The organism is Streptococcus sp. HMSC061D10 (genome assembly GCF_001808865.1).
GTDB lineage: Bacteria > Bacillota > Bacilli > Lactobacillales > Streptococcaceae > Streptococcus.
Genome location: NZ_KV795027.1, coordinates 96,282 through 112,479, shown reverse-complemented (window position 1 = coordinate 112,479; position 16,198 = coordinate 96,282). Strand labels below are relative to the sequence as shown.

The following is a 16,198-nucleotide window of genomic DNA, read 5'->3' as shown; positions in this document are numbered from 1 at the left end:
TAGCTATTGTAGAAAAATAGGTCGGGACAAAAATCCCGACCTTTTGAATCTAATATAATTTCTTCTTAATCATCGAACGTTGAACGTTTGATGCTGCTAAACTCAAGGCAATTGCTAGGCTAAAAGCTAAGACTGTATTGAACTTGAGGGCTAAAAAGATAAAGCTAAACAAGGCCAAAAAGACGCAAAAACAAGCAATGTTTACAAAGAAAAGAACTTCCTTCAAACTAGCAACGGAAGTGGTTTCTGGAACATAGTCTTGGTATGGCGTTGTTTGAATTTCCTTTTCTTCAAACTCATACGGTTGATATTTTCTTACGGGCATGATTCTCTCCTTAACAGTACTCTTTCATTTTACCATTTTTCAAGAAAAAAATTATTACAGTAAGGTTACAAAAATAATAAGTAAATTTATCATTTTAGGGAATAGCTGATTTTTCAGAAATGTGGTATAATTTTTCTTATGGAAAAGATTATTATTACAGCAACTGCTGAAAGCATTGAACAAGTAAAAGAATTACTAGAGGCGGGAGTTGACCGCATCTATGTCGGTGAGAAAGATTTTGGACTTCGCCTACCAAAGACTTTTTCTTATGATGAACTGAGAACCATCTCTGGTCTGGTTCATGATGCAGGTAAGAAATTGATCGTAGCGGTCAATGCTCTTATGCATCAGGATATGATGGATCGTATCAAACCCTTCCTTGATTTCTTGGAAGAAATTAAAACAGACTACATTACTGTTGGAGATGCGGGTGTCTTTTATGTTGTCAATCGTGATGGTTATTCTTTTAAAACCATCTATGATGCCTCAACCATGGTAACTAGCAGCCGTCAGATTAATTTCTGGGGACAAAAGGCTGGCGCTTCTGAGGCAGTATTGGCTCGTGAAATTCCATCAGCTGAACTCTTTAAAATGCCTGAAATTTTGGAAATTCCTGCTGAAGTTTTGGTTTACGGTGCTAGTGTCATCCACCACTCTAAGCGTCCACTCCTGCAGAATTACTATAATTTTACTCAGATTGATGATGAAAAAACACGTCAACGCGACCTCTTCTTAGCAGAGCCTAGTGATCCAGATAGTCACTACTCAATTTTTGAAGACAATCATGGAACTCACATTTTTGCCAATAACGACCTCGATTTGATGACCAAATTGCCAGAGTTGGTAGAGCATGGTTTCACTCATTGGAAACTAGAAGGACTTTATACTCCAGGTCAAGATTTTGTTGAGATTGCAAAGCTCTTCATCCAAGCACGTAGCTTGATTCAAGAGGGAAGCTTTACGCATGACCAAGCCTTCTTGTTGGATGAGGAAGTCCGTAAACTTCATCCCAAAAATCGTTTCCTTGACACAGGATTTTATGACTACGATCCTGACATGGTTAAATAAGAATCAGAAACCCGAAATAAAATGTTCGGGTTTTTCTAGTGCAAGGATGAATTTAAAGCGTATTCATGTTATAATAGAAGTAGCTTTTTGTTTGGAGGTGTTTAAGTGGAAAATCTGAAAAAAATAGCAGGCATCAAGGCTGCTGAGTTCGTAACCGATGGAATGGTTGTAGGACTTGGAACAGGCTCGACTGCCTATTATTTCGTAGAGGAGATTGGTCGTAGAATCAAGGAGGAAGGACTTCAAATTACAGCTGTAACGACCTCGAGCGTAACGACAAAACAGGCACAAGGCTTGAATATACCACTTAAGTCTATTGATGAGGTGGATGAGGTTGATGTGACTGTTGATGGAGCTGATGAGGTGGATCGTCAGTTTAATGGTATCAAAGGAGGCGGTGGTGCACTTCTAATGGAAAAAGTAGTTGCGACACCAACTAAACAGTATATCTGGGTGGTAGATGAGAGCAAGATGGTTGAGAAACTGGGCGCTTTCAAACTACCTGTCGAAGTTGTCCAATACGGAGCAGAACAGGTTTTCCGTCGTTTTGAAAAAGCTGGTTATAAGCCAAGTTTTCGTGAAAAAGATGGCCAACGCTTTGTGACGGATATGAAAAATTTCATCATTGACCTTGATTTAGGTGTTATTGAAGATCCGATCGCTTTTGGTCGTCAATTGGATCTTCAGGTTGGTGTTGTTGAGCACGGTTTATTTAATCAAATGGTTGATAAAGTGATTGTTGCAGGACAAGCTGGCGTTCAGGTTTTAACTTCAACAAAAGGGAAATAAAGGAGGCAAACGATGTCAAAATTTAAACGTATTCACTTGGTGGTACTCGATTCTGTAGGAATCGGTGCGGCACCAGATGCTCATAACTTTGTCAATGCAGGGGTTCCAGATGGAGCATCTGATACATTAGGCCATATTTCAAAATCAGTTGGTTTGAATGTACCTAATATGGCTAAGATTGGTCTTGGGAATATTGAACGTGAGACAGCACTTAAAACCGTTCCCGCAGAAGAAAATCCTAGCGGTTACTACACTAAACTTGAGGAAGTGTCACTAGGGAAAGACACTATGACAGGTCACTGGGAAATCATGGGGCTTAATATCACTGAACCTTTCGATACTTTCTGGAATGGATTCCCAGAGGAAATCCTTACTAAAATCGAAGAATTTTCAGGACGTAAGGTTATTCGTGAAGCCAACAAACCATACTCAGGAACAGCTGTCATCGATGACTTTGGACCACGCCAAATGGAAACTGGCGAGTTGATTATCTATACATCAGCTGACCCAGTTCTTCAAATCGCAGCTCACGAAGATATCATTCCTTTGGATGAACTTTACCGTATCTGTGAATACGCTCGCTCTATTACTTTAGAGCGTCCAGCTCTTCTGGGACGTATTATTGCTCGTCCTTATGTTGGGGAGCCTGGAAACTTCACACGTACTGCAAACCGTCGTGACTTGGCCGTATCACCATTTGCACCAACTGTTTTGGATAAATTGAACGAAGCAGGTATTGACACTTACTCAGTAGGTAAGATTAGCGATATCTTTAATGGTGCTGGTATCAATCACGATATGGGCCACAACAAATCAAATAGCCACGGTATGGATACCTTGGTCAAAACAATGGGACTACCTGAGTTTGAAAAAGGATTCTCATTTACCAACTTGGTAGACTTTGATGCTTTATATGGACACCGTCGTGATCCACACGGCTATCGTGATTGTTTGCATGAGTTTGATGAGCGCTTGCCAGAAATCATTGCAGCAATGAGAGAAGACGATCTTCTTTTGATTACTGCTGACCATGGTAATGATCCTACTTATGCAGGTACAGACCATACTCGTGAATACATTCCACTTTTGGTCTACAGCCCATCATTAAAAGGAAATGGACACCTACCAATCGGTCATTTTGCTGATATTTCTGCGACAATCGCTGATAACTTTGGCGTTGATAAAGCTATGATTGGTGAAAGCTTCTTAGATAAATTGGTTTAAGATGACTCGCTTGGCATTACTGGTTAGAGGGATCAATGTCGGTGGGAAACATAAGGTGGTCATGGCCCAGCTTCGTCAAGAATTGACAGAGTTGGGATTGGAAAATGTTGAAACCTACATCAATAGTGGCAATATTTTCTTTGACACAAGTATCTCGAAGACTCAACTAGTGGAGATCTTACAGGCTTTCTTTGACAAGCATTATCCATTTATCCAACATTTTTCCTTGTTAAGTCAAGAAGATTACGAAGAGGAGCTTAGAACTCTTCCGGAATGGTGGTTCCAAGAAATGGCTCGAAAGGATGTTCTCTTTTATACTGAGGGACTGGATATCAAGCAAGTCATCGAGAAAGTCGAAAGTATGGAACTGGTAGATGAAGTGCTTCATTTCGGGAAACTGGGAATCTTCTGGGGCAAATTCTCAGAAGAAACCTATAGCAAAACAGCCTATCACAAGTACCTGCTTAAGATGCCTTTCTATCGTAATATTACGATTCGAAATGCAAAAACCTTTGACAAAATCGGTCAATTTTTAAAACATAAAGAAGGAGATACCTAATGTCATTTTTAGATAAAATCAATGAAACAGCTGCTTTCTTGAAAGAAAAGGGAGTTGAAACACCTGAGTTCGGTCTAATCCTTGGATCAGGACTCGGTGAACTTGCTGAAGAAATCGACAATCCAGTTGTTGTAGACTACTCTGACATTCCAAACTGGGGTCAATCCACAGTAGTCGGTCATGCTGGTAAATTGGTTTATGGTGATCTTGCTGGACGTAAAGTCTTGGCTCTTCAAGGTCGTTTCCACTTCTACGAAGGAAATCCTCTTGAAGTTGTGACTTTCCCTGTCCGTGTTATGAAAGTCTTGGGCTGCGAAGGTGTCATTGTAACCAACGCTGCTGGAGGTATTGGCTTTGGTCCTGGTACTTTGATGGCTATCACTGACCACATCAACATGACTGGTCAAAACCCATTGATTGGTGAAAACTTGGATGACTTCGGTCCACGTTTCCCAGACATGTCAAAAGCCTACACTCCAGAATATCGTGCTACAGCTCATGCAGTTGCTGAAAAGCTTGGTGTTAGACTTGATGACGGTGTTTATATCGGTGTAACTGGTCCAACGTATGAAACTCCAGCTGAAATCCGTGCTTATAAAACACTTGGTGCTGATGCTGTCGGAATGTCAACCGTTCCTGAAGTTATCGTTGCAGTACACTCTGGCTTGAAGGTTCTTGGTATTTCATGTATTACCAACTTTGCGGCTGGTTTCCAAGAGGAACTTAACCACGAAGAAGTAGTAGAAGTTACCGAACGTGTCAAAGGAGACTTTAAAGGATTGCTGAAAGCTATTCTTGCAGAATTGTAAGACTATGAGAGTACGACTCCAAAGTATGCCCTATGGACTGAGAGTGCTTCTAGCCACTTTATCATTAGGAATAGGGACGGGTCTGGTCGGAATTGCCTGTCATTATCTACTAGAAGGGGTGCAAGGGCTGGCTTTTGGCCAAGATGAGTCGGATTTACTCCAGCAATTTCAAGAAGCTGGAGGTCTCCGTAGATTTTTGGTCTTATGTGTGACTGGGTGCTTGGCAACTGGTTTTTGGTATGTCTTGCAAAAGCGTTATAAGATTCTGTCTATTCGCCAGCAAATTGACTTAGCTGGAGACAGGGAACCAGCGCTCTTAGTCCACCTCTTTCATGCAGGGATGCAGGTTGCGATTGTCGGAGCAGGTGCATCGGTCGGAAAAGAAGGAGCACCACGTGAGGTCGGGGCTCTTCTAGCTGGTCGCTTGGTGAAAGGTTTTTCTCTAGCCCTCAAAGAGCGAAAAGTCTTGATTGCCTGTGGTGCTGGAGCTGGTTTAGCTGCGGTCTATCAAGTTCCCTTTGCCAGTAGCTTGTTCGTCTTTGAGACCTTAGGACTCGCCTACAGTTGGCAGAACCTTCTACTGGTTTTGACCAGCACTTATCTGGCCACCTGGGTCGCTCAGTCCATCATTGGTCAGGAGGCTATTTATCACCTGTCCGCAGTCTCATGGTCGGCTAGCAGTTTCTTTCAGGCTATTGTGATTGCTTTCTTGGTTACTCCCTTGGCTCTGGTCTTTGCTTTCCTCGCCAAGCGGGCTAGTCACAAACGGCGGAAGGATGGGACGATTCTTTGGGCTCTTCCTCTAGCCTTTCTAGTGCTGGGGGGCCTAGCAATCTTTTTCCCTATCTTTATGGGAAATGGCCAGGTACTAGCGCAAGCCCTCTTGTCTAGCCAGTCGATTCCTTATCTTCCACTGGCTCTTGCAGTGAAGGGGATTCTGGTTTATCTCCTCTTGCGCAATGGTGCTTATGGGGGAACTTTGACACCATCATTTGCCTTAGGGATTGGCTCTGGCTACCTAGTGACCTTGCTTTTGACAGCAGTTGGGATTCATCTAGATCCTGCTCTAGGGATGTTACTAGGTGCGACCGTCTTTTTAGGGACGACCTTAAAAGCTCCTCTGACAGCCATTGCCCTGAGCCTTGGATTTACAGGCCAAACTCGGAGTTTGACAATTCCGCTTGTACTTGCGGCTGGTCTGTCTTACGTGATTCGAAAGAGATGGGAGAAGAAACGATGAAGGTACATTTTGTACTGCATGAAACCTTTGAAGTGCCGGGCGCTTATCTAAAATGGGCGCAGGAGCGTGGCCATCAAGTGACCACGACCAAAGTCTATGAGAATGAAGCTTTACCAGAGACAGTGGATGAGATCGACTTTTTGATCGTAATGGGAGGACCTCAATCGCCAGATGAAGATCGAGAAGCTTTTCCATACTACGATCCTCAGGCAGAGATTGAGCTGATTCAAAAGGCCATGAAGGCTGATCGTTATATTGTTGGGGTCTGTCTTGGTGCTCAACTCCTATCGGTTGCTTATGGCGCAGAGTATGAACATAGTCCAGAGCGTGAGATTGGTGTTTTTCCAATAACGCTAACTGAAGCTGGATTAAAAGACAATCATGTCAAAGTTTTTGGACAAACTTTAAATACCGGCCACTGGCATGGAGATATGCCGGGATTAACAGAGGATGCTATCGTCCTTGCGACCAGTCAAGGCTGTCCACGTCAAATTATTCGCTTTAGTCCTAAACACTATGCCTTCCAAGCTCATTTGGAATTTGATCCAGAAGCAGTAGAGCTCTTAATTGCTGCGGACGGTGAAGAAGTTTTGGAAGAACAAAGTCAAAAATTGACCTACGTTCAAAAGCCTGGAGTTATTCGTGCATATGATTATCAAGAAATGAATGTAAAACTCTATGCCTTTTTGGATTCATTAACAAAATAAATATAAAAATGAAAGAAAAGGAAAGGGAGTTCGGGTTTGAAATTGAACCCGTAATCGCCTCAACTTTCAAAACTAACTTACAATTGAACCCGCCCTAAAAGCTGTGTGAAAAAGATCGATTGCCTTGCAAGTCCAGTACTTGCTGCGTCAATCCCCTATTTTCACTGTGCTTTTTACGGGCTTGGTATCTTATAGAAAGGTAGAGCGTGTGTTCAGATTTGAACACGAGCGGAAAGCTTTTCTAATTACTCAATTAAAAAAGAAAGGATGGGTTAACCGTATTAGCTGAACTGAATACGGGCGGAGAACTGTGTAAAAAAGATAAACTGTCTAGCATTTACAATGCGTCGCCAGTTTCCTATTTTTACTTTGTTCTCTGTCGCCTGTCTTGTTTATAAAAAATGAAAGGAAGGGTAGTTCGGGTTTGAAACTGAACCCGGGCTAGAGGCTGTGTAAAAAAGATAAATCCTCCTAGATGCGAGGCATCTTTGTCGGATTTCCTATTTTTACTTTGCCTCTTTTACGCCCTTGGTATCTTATATTATGTCTATCCATATTGCTGCTAAGCAGGGTGAAATTGCTGATAAAATTCTTCTTCCTGGGGATCCTCTTCGTGCGAAATTTATCGCTGAGAATTTCCTTGAAGATGCTGTTTGCTTTAACGAAGTCCGTAACATGTTTGGTTACACTGGGACTTACAAGGGCCATCGTGTATCTGTCATGGGAACAGGGATGGGAATGCCATCAATCTCCATCTATGCGCGTGAATTGATTGTCGATTACGGTGTGAAAAAATTGATCCGTGTCGGAACTGCTGGTTCTTTGAATGAGGATGTTCACGTTCGTGAGTTGGTCTTGGCGCAAGCAGCTGCTACCAACTCAAACATCATCCGCAATGACTGGCCTCAATATGATTTTCCACAAATCGCTAGCTTTGATTTGCTAGATAAAGCCTACCATATTGCCAAAGACCTTGGCATGACCACTCACGTCGGAAATGTTTTGTCTTCAGATGTTTTCTACTCAAACTACTTTGAAAAAAATATCGAACTTGGTAAATGGGGAGTCAAGGCTGTAGAAATGGAAGCAGCGGCGCTGTACTATCTTGCTGCCCAACACCATGTGGATGCACTTGCTATCATGACGATTTCTGATAGTTTAGTTAATCCCGATGAGGATACAACTGCAGAGGAACGTCAAAATACTTTCACAGATATGATGAAGGTTGGTCTAGAGACCTTGATTGCAGACTAAAGTCAGATTCCATTTATGAGATTACTCTTGTTCTCAAAATGATAAGCATGTTCATTGCTTCAATCCTATAAATAGATGAGAATAAGGACTTTGAAGAACGTCAAATTGTGTCAAAGAACCGAGACTAGTCAGTTTAATATCTAAATCATAATCAAATAAAGTTGAAAACCTGGTTGACAATAGCTAGAGGTTTTCAACTTTTTTAGAACAAAAACTAAAGGAGGGGTAAAATGGATAAGATTGAACAATTACAGGAACTGATAGATCAAAGTCAGAGAATTGTCTTTTTCGGTGGTGCAGGGGTTTCTACAGAGTCTAATATTCCTGATTTTCGAAGTTCTGATGGTGTTTATAGTCTTAAGTTGGGGCGCCATTTTACTGCCGAGCAACTTGTTTCACGCACCATGTTTGAACGCTATCCAGAGGATTTTTTTGACTTCTACAAAAAGTATCTGGTCTATCCAGATGCCAAGCCCAATTTAGCACATAATTATCTAGCGTCGTTAGAAAAAACAGGTAAATTAAAGGCGATTGTGACGCAAAATATTGATAGCTTGCATGAAATGGCGGGTTCTGAAAATGTTTTGAAACTGCATGGTAGTGCAGATCGTAATTACTGTTTGGGCTGTCATCGCTTTTATGATTTGAATGCATTTTTGGCACTTGAAGGTCCAGTTCCCCACTGCTTAGATTGTGGCAAGGTAGTCAAACCTGATGTAACCCTTTATGAGGAATCACTAGATATGGACGTATTTAGTCGAGCAGTTCGAGCCATTCAGCAAGCAGACTTATTGATCATTGGTGGAACTTCTTTAGTCGTTTATCCTGCAGCTAGCCTAATCAATTATTTTTCAGGGTCAAATCTTGTCGTTATCAACAAGTCCAGCACCCCTCAAGATAGCCAAGCTGATTTAGTTATCGAAGGTAAGATCGGAGAAGTTTTTTCTAAATTGAGACAATAAAAAACTGAAAGAAGTAGGACTATACTTCCTTCAGTTTTTTTGTATCACGCCTCAGAAACTATGAACACGATTCTCTTCATTTCTAGGGAATCTTATATTTGATTTATAAATTGATTGAGTTCTTTTTGATTGCTGATGATTGTGACTTTATCAGCATAGTCACGACAAAGCTGGTTGTACTGTTTTTTGTGAGAAGACGTTCGTCCATCCCAAAGAATCCAACGGATAAAGTCCCAGTTGAATTGCTCGGGACATCCCGCAGCCATACTTTCTCTGACTTTTCCTCTATATTTTAAATAACGCTTAAAGGCTCTTAGCAAACAAGTCCACGCTGAAAAGTTTAAAAAGATAATCTGGTCAGCTTGCTCCATTCTTTCCTCATAGCAACACCAAGAGTAGTTGCCATCAATGATCCAATCTTTGTGTTTGGTAAGGAAAGTCTCCATTTGCTTAAGCATCCAGTCACGGTCACTGTCTACCCAGCCTGGCTGAAATTGAAGTGTGTCCATATGAAGTTTGGGGATGGAGTAGTGCTTAGATAGTTTTTCAGCAAGAGTTGATTTGCCTGATCCTGAATATCCTATAATGGCTATTTTCATAATGACCTCCAGGAAAATGTGCACAAAAAAAGCTCCGAAGAGCTCATTTTGTATGCAGTTAAAGATTAACCAAGTTTAGCTGCAAGACGTGCTTTATCACGGCTAGCTTTGTTTTTGTGGATCAAACCTTTAGTTTCTGCTTTATCGATAGCTGAGCTGGCAGCACGGTAAAGTTCTTCAGATGGGTTTGCTTCAAAAGCTTTGATAGCAGTACGCATAGCTGATTTTTGAGCTGAGTTCTTTTCGTTTTGTTTAACGTTCAATTCAGCGCGTTTGATAGCTGATTTAATGTTTGCCAATGTTCTTACCTCCATTTTTACTAACTATACCATTATATCTGAAAACTTACGTTTTGACAAGGGAAAATTATTTTTTTAAGTAAATTTCATCAATTTCGTGATTTTTAGATTTATGGAGAATGACCTCGGCTCGATTTCGTGTCGGTTCAATGTAATTTTGGAGATTGGTGAGGTTAATACTGGTCCAAACTTGGTGAGCAAAATCCTTGACTTCACTAAGAGGAAGTTGAGTGAAACGGTAGTAATAGTTGCCTGGATCATCTTGAGCAAAGCTCAAAAGTTTTAAGAAACGATCCAAATACCAGCTTTCAATATCCTCGACAGCGGCATCGACATAGATTGAAAAATCAAAGAAATCAGTAATGTAGAGACGAGCATTGTGAGGATTTTGGAATACGTTGATTCCCTCAACAATGACAAAATCAGCGGCTTCTACTCGTTGTTTTTGACCAGGGACAATATCATAGATTTCATGGGAATAAACAGGGATATCAACATCCTGCCCATTTTTAAGTTGGTCTAGGAAATTGAGCAAAGCTTCCATGTCGTAGCTCTCAGGAAAACCCTTGCGGTTGAGAATGTCTTGCTCAATTAAGACACTGTTTGGGTATAAAAAACCATCCGTAGTAACCAGTTCAACACTTGCTCCAGGGACTATACGAGAAAGCAAAATTTGCAAGAGTCGACTAGTAGTTGACTTACCTACGGCAACACTTCCTGAAACTCCAATAATAAAGGGCTGTTTTTTGCTCTCTCTTTGAAGGAAAATGCCTTTTGAAAAGGCAAGGTCTTCTTTGGAACGTTTGTAAATCTGAATCAGATGTGCCAGTGGCAGATAGATATCAGTAACATCTTGTAGGCTAATCTGGTCATTGAAACTCTTGATTGAATCTAATTCTTCCTCGGTTAAGGGAGGAGTTGTTTTGCGATGCAAGGATTGCCAAGTTTTGCGGTTTATCTTTTCAAAATGTAAAAATTCGTTGGTCATTTGTTTTCCCCTAGATATTTTGTCTATCATACCATAAAAAGCTAAAAAAATGAAGCGGTTTCTTGAATGTGGTAAGTCAGTAGTATATACTATAAGTAGATAGAGGATGAACAAATTATTGATGAAGTAGGAGCTGGTTTCTCCTGATTTTATCAGATAATAAAGGGGGCTTTTTAGTTCACAACTTATAGGAGGTGTACTATGAAAATCTTAAAAAGTTACATATTGGAACTCTGTTTTATTTTAAGTTTTGCTTTACCTTTTATAAAAGGAGCCAATGCAGATAATGGCAGACGCTTTGTGGAAACCTATTACGGTTTTACTTTTTTGATGGATCATGCTATTGTAACAGCTGTCTTTATCTGTTCGCTCTTAATTGCTTTCTTACTAAAAAAACGGTGGACGAAATGGCTTGCTGCTAGTAGTTATCTATTTTTGATTTTGTGGATTGCTACAGAGGGTTATTTATTCCGCATGTCAATAGAAGATTTGATACGACTGTGGACAAGTTTGGAAATCCTAACACAAACTTATCAGTTGGGCTTTTATCTAAACATCTTATTAGGAATACTGTTGATAATTAAGTATTTGAAGGTAAAGCAATAGTAATCAAAATGTGTCTGATTATAGACAATAAATTTGTTGTTTTATCCTGACTGTGACACCTTGTAGCTCCCAATGACTTGTCATTCGTTTCCAATAATTGATTGAGATTGAAGAATAGCGCTCTCTTTGTTAAAATATAAGTGGGAAAATCTATAAAGGAGGTGCTAAGATGAAAGCTAGATTAAGAGAAAAAACGCTGGTTTTTATCAGCCTATTTGTAGTTGTTTTATGGTTATCACCAAACTGGGTGCATTTCTCCTTTTCAATAGGACCTTACTCCTATAACTGGACTATTTTTGTCCTTTTTATCTTATTGCCCCTCATAGGTCTTGGCTACCTTGTGCTAGCCTTCTTTAAAAGAAAGTGGTGGCTCTTCTTTTTTGGTTTAGCTTGTATCTTTGCTTTTCCGATTACCATGGCAGTGGGGAGCTTTTTACTAGGTCCCTAATCCTAATCAGAACTTATATTATTTTTGAAAAAATACAATGTGATTTAAAGGCTTGATACCTTTGTAAACGATTTACAAATAACTTATTTTTATGGTAAAATAGTATCATGAGTAAAATGTATTATGCAGAAAATCCAGATGCAGCCCATGATGTTCATGAGCTTAGAGTTGAGCTACTTGGGCAAAAGATGACCTTTTTGACAGATGCTGGTGTCTTTAGTAAAAAAATGATTGACTTTGGAAGTCAGTTGTTGTTAAGATGCCTTGATGTTGAAAAAGGTGAAAAAATTCTTGATGTTGGTTGTGGCTATGGTCCGATAGGTTTGTCTTTGGTTAAGGCTTATGGTGCCCAAGCGACCATGGTGGATATCAATAATCGTGCCCTGGATTTAGCCCAGCAAAATGCAGTAAAAAACAAGGTTCAAGCGACTATCTTCCAGTCTAATATTTATGAGCAGGTAGAAGGACAATTTAACCATGTCATTTCGAATCCGCCCATACGTGCAGGCAAGCAAGTAGTTCACGAAATCATAGAAAAAAGTATAGACTTTTTAGTAGACGGTGGAGATTTGACTATTGTCATCCAAAAGAAACAAGGAGCTCCTAGTGCCAAAAGTAAGATGGAAGATGTATTTGGCAATTGCGAGATTGTAAAAAAAGATAAGGGATATTATATCCTTAGAAGTGTGAAAGAATGAGAGCAGTAGATCTAATCCAGAAAAAAAGAGACGGGCAAGAACTTAGTTCGAACGAAATTCAATGGTTGATTGAAGGCTATGTGGCAGGAGCTGTTCCTGACTACCAGATGTCAGCATTTGCCATGGCAGTTTACTTCCAAGGAATGACCACGAGAGAAATTTCTGATTTAACTATGAATATGGTTAAGACAGGTCAGGAGTTTGATTTGTCAGCTATAGATGGTGTCAAGGTTGATAAACACTCTACGGGTGGTGTCGGTGACAAGGTAACTTTAATCCTAGCACCCTTGGTAGCCAGTTTTGATGTCCCAGTGGCTAAAATGAGCGGAAGGGGATTAGGCCACACGGGTGGTACAATTGATAAATTAGAATCCATCAAAGGTTTTCAGATTGAACGAAGTCAGGATGAATTTATCAAACAAGTTCAAGATATTGGGGTTTCAGTTATTGGTCAGTCGGATCAACTAGTTAAGGCGGATAAGCTTCTCTATGCCCTTCGTGATGTGACAGCAACAGTGGATACTATTCCCTTGATTGCTAGTTCGGTCATGAGTAAAAAAATTGCTGCTGGAGCTGATGCTATCTTACTTGATGTAACAGTCGGTGAAGGTGCCTTTATGAAAACAGTCGACGAGGCACGTCAACTGGCTCAAACCATGGTAAACCTTGGTAAGGCTGTAGGTCGTAAGACAGTAGCAGTTATTACAGATATGAGTCAACCCTTGGGACGCGCCATTGGTAACCGTTTAGAAATCCTAGAAGCTCTGGAAATTCTTCAAGGTAAAGGCCGTCAAGATATTAGCCACTTTATCTGTGAGTTGGCCCAGATTATGCTATCATTAGCAAATGTTGAAAAAACTATTGAGGAAGTAAGGCAACATCTTGAAAATGGTAAGGCTCTCAAGAAATTTGAAGAGATGGTTCTAGCTCAGGGTGGAGACCTAGAAGACCTCTATCGTCCAGTAAAAGTTGACCATGTAGTTGATATTCCTGCTCAAGAGGATGGTGTTATCGTAGAACTTCCAGCCATGGAGTTTGGTCTTTTTGCCATGAGATTGGGTGCTGGTCGTGCCGTTAAAACAGATGCTCTTGACTATGAGACAGGGATTGTTTTTGAGAAGAAAGTTGGAGAATCAGTCAAAAAGGGTGAAATTGTTGCAAAAGTATATGCAAATGGCAAAATTTCTCCGGAACTAGTTACAGATTTCCAAAATTATGTTAAAATTAAGATAAGTGATGAAGCGATAAAAACGCGTGAAATCATTGAAATCATCTCCTAATTTAAGGAAAAACCGAAATGAAATTAAATAAATACATTGATCATACGCTTTTAAAGCAAGATGCTGCCGAACAGCAAATCGATCGTTTGCTATCTGAAGCAAGAGAGTACGATTTTGCCAGTGTTTGTGTCAATCCTTGCTGGGTTTCGCATGCAAAAACTGCACTCGTAGATACTGATGTCAAGGTTTGTACAGTAGTAGGATTCCCTCTTGGAGCTACAACTTCAGCTGTCAAAGCTTATGAAACCAAAGAAGCTATCCAAAATGGTGCTGACGAAATTGATATGGTCATCAATGTTGGAGCGCTTAAGTCTGGGAATGCTGACTTGGTCGAATCAGATATTCGAGCAGTTGTTGAGGCTAGCGGTGACAAACTCGTTAAGGTTATCATCGAAGCTTGCTTACTTACGAATGATGAAAAAGTTTTGGCTTGCCAACTCGCTCAGAAAGCAGGGGCAGACTTTGTCAAGACTTCTACTGGTTTCTCAACAGGTGGAGCGACTTTGCCAGATGTTCAATTAATGCGTCAGACAGTTGGACCTGATATGGGGGTTAAGGCTGCTGGTGGAGCTCGTTCTTATGCAGATGCAGTTGCCTTTGTTGAAGCAGGAGCTACTCGTATCGGAACATCTTCTGGTGTAGCAATCTTAAAAGGAGAGTTAGCAGATGGCGACTACTGAGTTGATTGACTTAGCGATTGAGACTAGTAAAAATGCCTATGTTCCTTATTCACATTTTCCGATTGGTGCTGTTTTGGTTGCCAAGGACGGCAGTGTTTATACAGGATGCAATATTGAAAATGCTAGCTACCCCTTGACCAACTGTGGTGAGAGGACAGCTATTTTTAAAGCTATCTCCGAAGGACAACGGGAGTTTTCAGAATTGATTGTTTACGGTCAAACTGAGAAACCTATTTCTCCTTGTGGAGCTTGTCGCCAAGTTATGGTCGAATTTTTTGAACAAGATCTAAAGGTGACTCTAGTTGCCAAAGATAAATCGACGGTCGAGATGACGGTCGGGGAATTACTTCCATACTCATTTACAGACTTACATTAGTCTGCGTCACTCTTTGAGTGACAAGGGTCCTTGTGGCCAATCAATCCATACTTGCAACTTCGTTGCGCATCTTATTTAGGAGGTTCAGTAATGAACAAGAAACAATGGCTAGGCCTTGGTCTAGTTGCAGTAGCAGCATTTGGACTTGCTGCATGTGGTAATCGCTCTTCTCGTAACGCAGCTTCTTCATCTTCTGATTTGAAGACTAAAGCAGCTATCGTTACAGATACTGGTGGTGTTGACGACAAATCATTCAACCAGTCAGCTTGGGAAGGTCTTCAAGCTTGGGGTAAAGAGCACAATCTTGCAAAAGATAAAGGATACACATACTTCCAATCAACAAGTGAAGCTGACTACGCTAACAACTTGAACCAAGCAGCAGGAAGCTACAACTTGATCTTCGGTGTTGGTTTTGCCCTTCACAATGCAGTTGAAGAAGCAGCGAAAGAACATGCAGATTTGAACTATGTTTTGATCGACGATGTGATTAAAGATCAAAAGAACGTAGCAAGCGTAACATTTGCTGATAACGAAGCAGCTTACCTTGCAGGTGTAGCAGCAGCTAAAACTACTAAAACAAAACAAGTTGGTTTTGTAGGTGGTATGGAATCTGAAGTTATTTCTCGTTTCGCAGCTGGTTTCAAAGCTGGTGTTGAGTCAGTTGACCCATCTATCAAAGTACAAGTAGACTACGCTGGTTCATTTGGTGATGCCGCTAAAGGTAAAACAATCGCTGCAGCTCAATACGCTGCAGGTGCAGACGTAATCTACCAAGCAGCTGGTGGTACTGGTGCAGGTGTCTTCTCAGAAGCTAAATCTTTGAATGAAAGCAAAAACGAAGGCGAAAAAGTTTGGGTTATCGGTGTAGACCGTGACCAAGTTGACGAAGGTAAATATACTTCTAAAGACGGTAAAGAATCAAACTTCGTACTTGCTTCTACTTTGAAACAAGTCGGAACAACAGTTCAAGATATCGCAAACAAAGCTGAAAAAGGTGAATTCCCTGGCGGTCAAGTGATCGTTTACTCATTGAAGGATAAAGGGGTTGATCTAGTAACAACTAACCTTTCTGAAGAAGGTAAAAAAGCTGTTGAAGATGCAAAAGCTAAAATCCTAGATGGCAGCATCAAAGTTCCTGAAAAATAATAGATAAAAGTCATTTCTTAGGGGAGCGGCCTGTGGCCGCTTCTTTAAGAATTGAGACAAATTGTTTTGTCTCAATAGAGCTTGCTAAGATTCTTTAGCAGGTTTTATTGAAATAAAATAAAACTCTGAAAGGAAGAGCAC

20 protein-coding genes are annotated in these 16,198 nt (G+C 40.7%); 16 read left to right on the top strand and 4 right to left on the bottom strand.

The window, feature by feature from the left end:
* Positions 1-49: 49 nt before the first annotated feature.
* Positions 50-325, bottom strand: a complete 276-nt coding sequence (locus HMPREF2728_RS09235) for a DUF3270 family protein (protein WP_075227729.1) — start codon at positions 323-325, stop codon at positions 50-52.
* A gap of 138 nt (positions 326-463) precedes the next feature.
* Between HMPREF2728_RS09235 and HMPREF2728_RS09230 the strand changes: the two genes are divergently transcribed.
* The 9 genes from HMPREF2728_RS09230 to HMPREF2728_RS09190 all read left to right on the top strand — a co-directional run bounded on the left by HMPREF2728_RS09230 (position 464) and on the right by HMPREF2728_RS09190 (position 8,937).
* A complete protein-coding gene (locus HMPREF2728_RS09230) occupies positions 464-1,393 on the top strand; it encodes a peptidase U32 family protein (RefSeq protein WP_075227728.1) in 930 nt (309 codons plus the stop codon).
* Between the two features lie 105 nt (positions 1,394-1,498).
* Positions 1,499-2,182, top strand: coding sequence for a ribose-5-phosphate isomerase RpiA (gene rpiA, locus HMPREF2728_RS09225; protein WP_075227727.1), 684 nt, complete (start codon positions 1,499-1,501; stop codon positions 2,180-2,182).
* Positions 2,183-2,194: 12 nt separating this feature from the next.
* The gene (locus HMPREF2728_RS09220) at positions 2,195-3,406 is read left to right on the top strand and encodes a phosphopentomutase (RefSeq protein ID WP_075227726.1); all 1,212 of its coding nucleotides are present in this window, start codon (positions 2,195-2,197) and stop codon (positions 3,404-3,406) included.
* A gap of 1 nt (position 3,407) precedes the next feature.
* Positions 3,408-3,965: a DUF1697 domain-containing protein gene (locus tag HMPREF2728_RS09215; RefSeq protein WP_060955907.1), complete on the top strand. Its 558-nt coding sequence runs from the start codon at positions 3,408-3,410 to the stop codon at positions 3,963-3,965.
* Positions 3,965-4,774 carry a purine-nucleoside phosphorylase gene (locus tag HMPREF2728_RS09210; RefSeq protein ID WP_075227725.1) on the top strand — a complete coding sequence of 270 codons (810 nt, stop codon included), beginning with the start codon at positions 3,965-3,967 and terminating at the stop codon, positions 4,772-4,774. Before HMPREF2728_RS09215 ends, HMPREF2728_RS09210 begins: the two co-directional genes overlap by 1 nt.
* 4 nt (positions 4,775-4,778) lie before the next feature.
* Entirely contained in the window at positions 4,779-6,014 is a 1,236-nt protein-coding gene (locus HMPREF2728_RS09205; RefSeq protein WP_075227750.1) for a chloride channel protein, read from the top strand.
* On the top strand, positions 6,011-6,721 hold the full coding sequence (locus tag HMPREF2728_RS09200) for a type 1 glutamine amidotransferase (RefSeq protein WP_075227724.1): 711 nt from the start codon (positions 6,011-6,013) through the stop codon (positions 6,719-6,721). Before HMPREF2728_RS09205 ends, HMPREF2728_RS09200 begins: the two co-directional genes overlap by 4 nt.
* 543 nt (positions 6,722-7,264) lie before the next feature.
* Positions 7,265-7,975 (top strand): purine-nucleoside phosphorylase, encoded by a 711-nt coding sequence (deoD, locus tag HMPREF2728_RS09195; RefSeq protein WP_045763751.1) that lies wholly within the window; start codon positions 7,265-7,267, stop codon positions 7,973-7,975.
* Between the two features lie 230 nt (positions 7,976-8,205).
* Positions 8,206-8,937, top strand: a complete 732-nt coding sequence (locus tag HMPREF2728_RS09190) for an NAD-dependent protein deacylase (RefSeq protein WP_075227723.1) — start codon at positions 8,206-8,208, stop codon at positions 8,935-8,937.
* Positions 8,938-9,029: 92 nt separating this feature from the next.
* Here the strand turns inward: HMPREF2728_RS09190 and HMPREF2728_RS09185 are convergent, their stop codons facing one another.
* From HMPREF2728_RS09185 to coaA, 3 genes are all read right to left on the bottom strand, one after another.
* Positions 9,030-9,536, bottom strand: coding sequence for a DNA topology modulation protein (locus HMPREF2728_RS09185; RefSeq protein WP_075227722.1), 507 nt, complete (start codon positions 9,534-9,536; stop codon positions 9,030-9,032).
* A 65-nt stretch (positions 9,537-9,601) separates the two neighbouring features.
* Entirely contained in the window at positions 9,602-9,850 is a 249-nt protein-coding gene (gene rpsT / locus HMPREF2728_RS09180) for a 30S ribosomal protein S20 (protein ID WP_029689628.1), read from the bottom strand.
* Positions 9,851-9,902: 52 nt separating this feature from the next.
* Positions 9,903-10,823 (bottom strand): type I pantothenate kinase, encoded by a 921-nt coding sequence (coaA, locus tag HMPREF2728_RS09175; protein WP_075227721.1) that lies wholly within the window; start codon positions 10,821-10,823, stop codon positions 9,903-9,905.
* 201 nt (positions 10,824-11,024) lie between these two features.
* Between coaA and HMPREF2728_RS09170 the strand changes: the two genes are divergently transcribed.
* The 7 genes from HMPREF2728_RS09170 to HMPREF2728_RS09140 all read left to right on the top strand — a co-directional run bounded on the left by HMPREF2728_RS09170 (position 11,025) and on the right by HMPREF2728_RS09140 (position 16,057).
* The gene (locus tag HMPREF2728_RS09170) at positions 11,025-11,429 is read left to right on the top strand and encodes a hypothetical protein (RefSeq protein ID WP_075227720.1); all 405 of its coding nucleotides are present in this window, start codon (positions 11,025-11,027) and stop codon (positions 11,427-11,429) included.
* Between the two features lie 169 nt (positions 11,430-11,598).
* A complete protein-coding gene (locus HMPREF2728_RS09165; RefSeq protein ID WP_075227719.1) occupies positions 11,599-11,877 on the top strand; it encodes a 1,4-dihydroxy-2-naphthoate prenyltransferase in 279 nt (92 codons plus the stop codon).
* A gap of 107 nt (positions 11,878-11,984) precedes the next feature.
* Complete coding sequence (locus HMPREF2728_RS09160; RefSeq protein WP_148130306.1) at positions 11,985-12,575, top strand: class I SAM-dependent methyltransferase; 591 nt, start codon at positions 11,985-11,987, stop codon at positions 12,573-12,575.
* On the top strand, positions 12,572-13,855 hold the full coding sequence (locus HMPREF2728_RS09155; RefSeq protein ID WP_075227717.1) for a pyrimidine-nucleoside phosphorylase: 1,284 nt from the start codon (positions 12,572-12,574) through the stop codon (positions 13,853-13,855). The genes HMPREF2728_RS09160 and HMPREF2728_RS09155 overlap by 4 nt, the downstream gene beginning before the upstream one ends.
* 17 nt (positions 13,856-13,872) lie before the next feature.
* Entirely contained in the window at positions 13,873-14,535 is a 663-nt protein-coding gene (gene deoC / locus HMPREF2728_RS09150; RefSeq protein WP_075227716.1) for a deoxyribose-phosphate aldolase, read from the top strand.
* Entirely contained in the window at positions 14,522-14,911 is a 390-nt protein-coding gene (locus HMPREF2728_RS09145) for a cytidine deaminase (protein ID WP_000246080.1), read from the top strand. The genes deoC and HMPREF2728_RS09145 overlap by 14 nt, the downstream gene beginning before the upstream one ends.
* 90 nt (positions 14,912-15,001) lie before the next feature.
* Positions 15,002-16,057 (top strand): BMP family lipoprotein, encoded by a 1,056-nt coding sequence (locus HMPREF2728_RS09140; protein WP_075227715.1) that lies wholly within the window; start codon positions 15,002-15,004, stop codon positions 16,055-16,057.
* Positions 16,058-16,198 lie beyond the last annotated feature (141 nt).

Coding starts and splice junctions, on each gene's coding strand:
- deoC (WP_075227716.1), top strand. CDS start 13,873: ATGAAATTAAATAAATACATTGATCATACGCTTTTAAAGCAAGATGCT.
- HMPREF2728_RS09235 (WP_075227729.1), bottom strand. CDS start 325: ATGCCCGTAAGAAAATATCAACCGTATGAGTTTGAAGAAAAGGAAATT.
- HMPREF2728_RS09205 (WP_075227750.1), top strand. CDS start 4,779: ATGAGAGTACGACTCCAAAGTATGCCCTATGGACTGAGAGTGCTTCTA.
- HMPREF2728_RS09155 (WP_075227717.1), top strand. CDS start 12,572: ATGAGAGCAGTAGATCTAATCCAGAAAAAAAGAGACGGGCAAGAACTT.
- HMPREF2728_RS09145 (WP_000246080.1), top strand. CDS start 14,522: ATGGCGACTACTGAGTTGATTGACTTAGCGATTGAGACTAGTAAAAAT.
- HMPREF2728_RS09200 (WP_075227724.1), top strand. CDS start 6,011: ATGAAGGTACATTTTGTACTGCATGAAACCTTTGAAGTGCCGGGCGCT.
- HMPREF2728_RS09185 (WP_075227722.1), bottom strand. CDS start 9,536: ATGAAAATAGCCATTATAGGATATTCAGGATCAGGCAAATCAACTCTT.
- rpsT (WP_029689628.1), bottom strand. CDS start 9,850: ATGGAGGTAAGAACATTGGCAAACATTAAATCAGCTATCAAACGCGCT.
- HMPREF2728_RS09190 (WP_075227723.1), top strand. CDS start 8,206: ATGGATAAGATTGAACAATTACAGGAACTGATAGATCAAAGTCAGAGA.
- HMPREF2728_RS09220 (WP_075227726.1), top strand. CDS start 2,195: ATGTCAAAATTTAAACGTATTCACTTGGTGGTACTCGATTCTGTAGGA.
- coaA (WP_075227721.1), bottom strand. CDS start 10,823: ATGACCAACGAATTTTTACATTTTGAAAAGATAAACCGCAAAACTTGG.
- deoD (WP_045763751.1), top strand. CDS start 7,265: ATGTCTATCCATATTGCTGCTAAGCAGGGTGAAATTGCTGATAAAATT.
- HMPREF2728_RS09215 (WP_060955907.1), top strand. CDS start 3,408: ATGACTCGCTTGGCATTACTGGTTAGAGGGATCAATGTCGGTGGGAAA.
- HMPREF2728_RS09230 (WP_075227728.1), top strand. CDS start 464: ATGGAAAAGATTATTATTACAGCAACTGCTGAAAGCATTGAACAAGTA.
- HMPREF2728_RS09140 (WP_075227715.1), top strand. CDS start 15,002: ATGAACAAGAAACAATGGCTAGGCCTTGGTCTAGTTGCAGTAGCAGCA.
- HMPREF2728_RS09160 (WP_148130306.1), top strand. CDS start 11,985: ATGAGTAAAATGTATTATGCAGAAAATCCAGATGCAGCCCATGATGTT.
- HMPREF2728_RS09210 (WP_075227725.1), top strand. CDS start 3,965: ATGTCATTTTTAGATAAAATCAATGAAACAGCTGCTTTCTTGAAAGAA.
- HMPREF2728_RS09170 (WP_075227720.1), top strand. CDS start 11,025: ATGAAAATCTTAAAAAGTTACATATTGGAACTCTGTTTTATTTTAAGT.
- HMPREF2728_RS09165 (WP_075227719.1), top strand. CDS start 11,599: ATGAAAGCTAGATTAAGAGAAAAAACGCTGGTTTTTATCAGCCTATTT.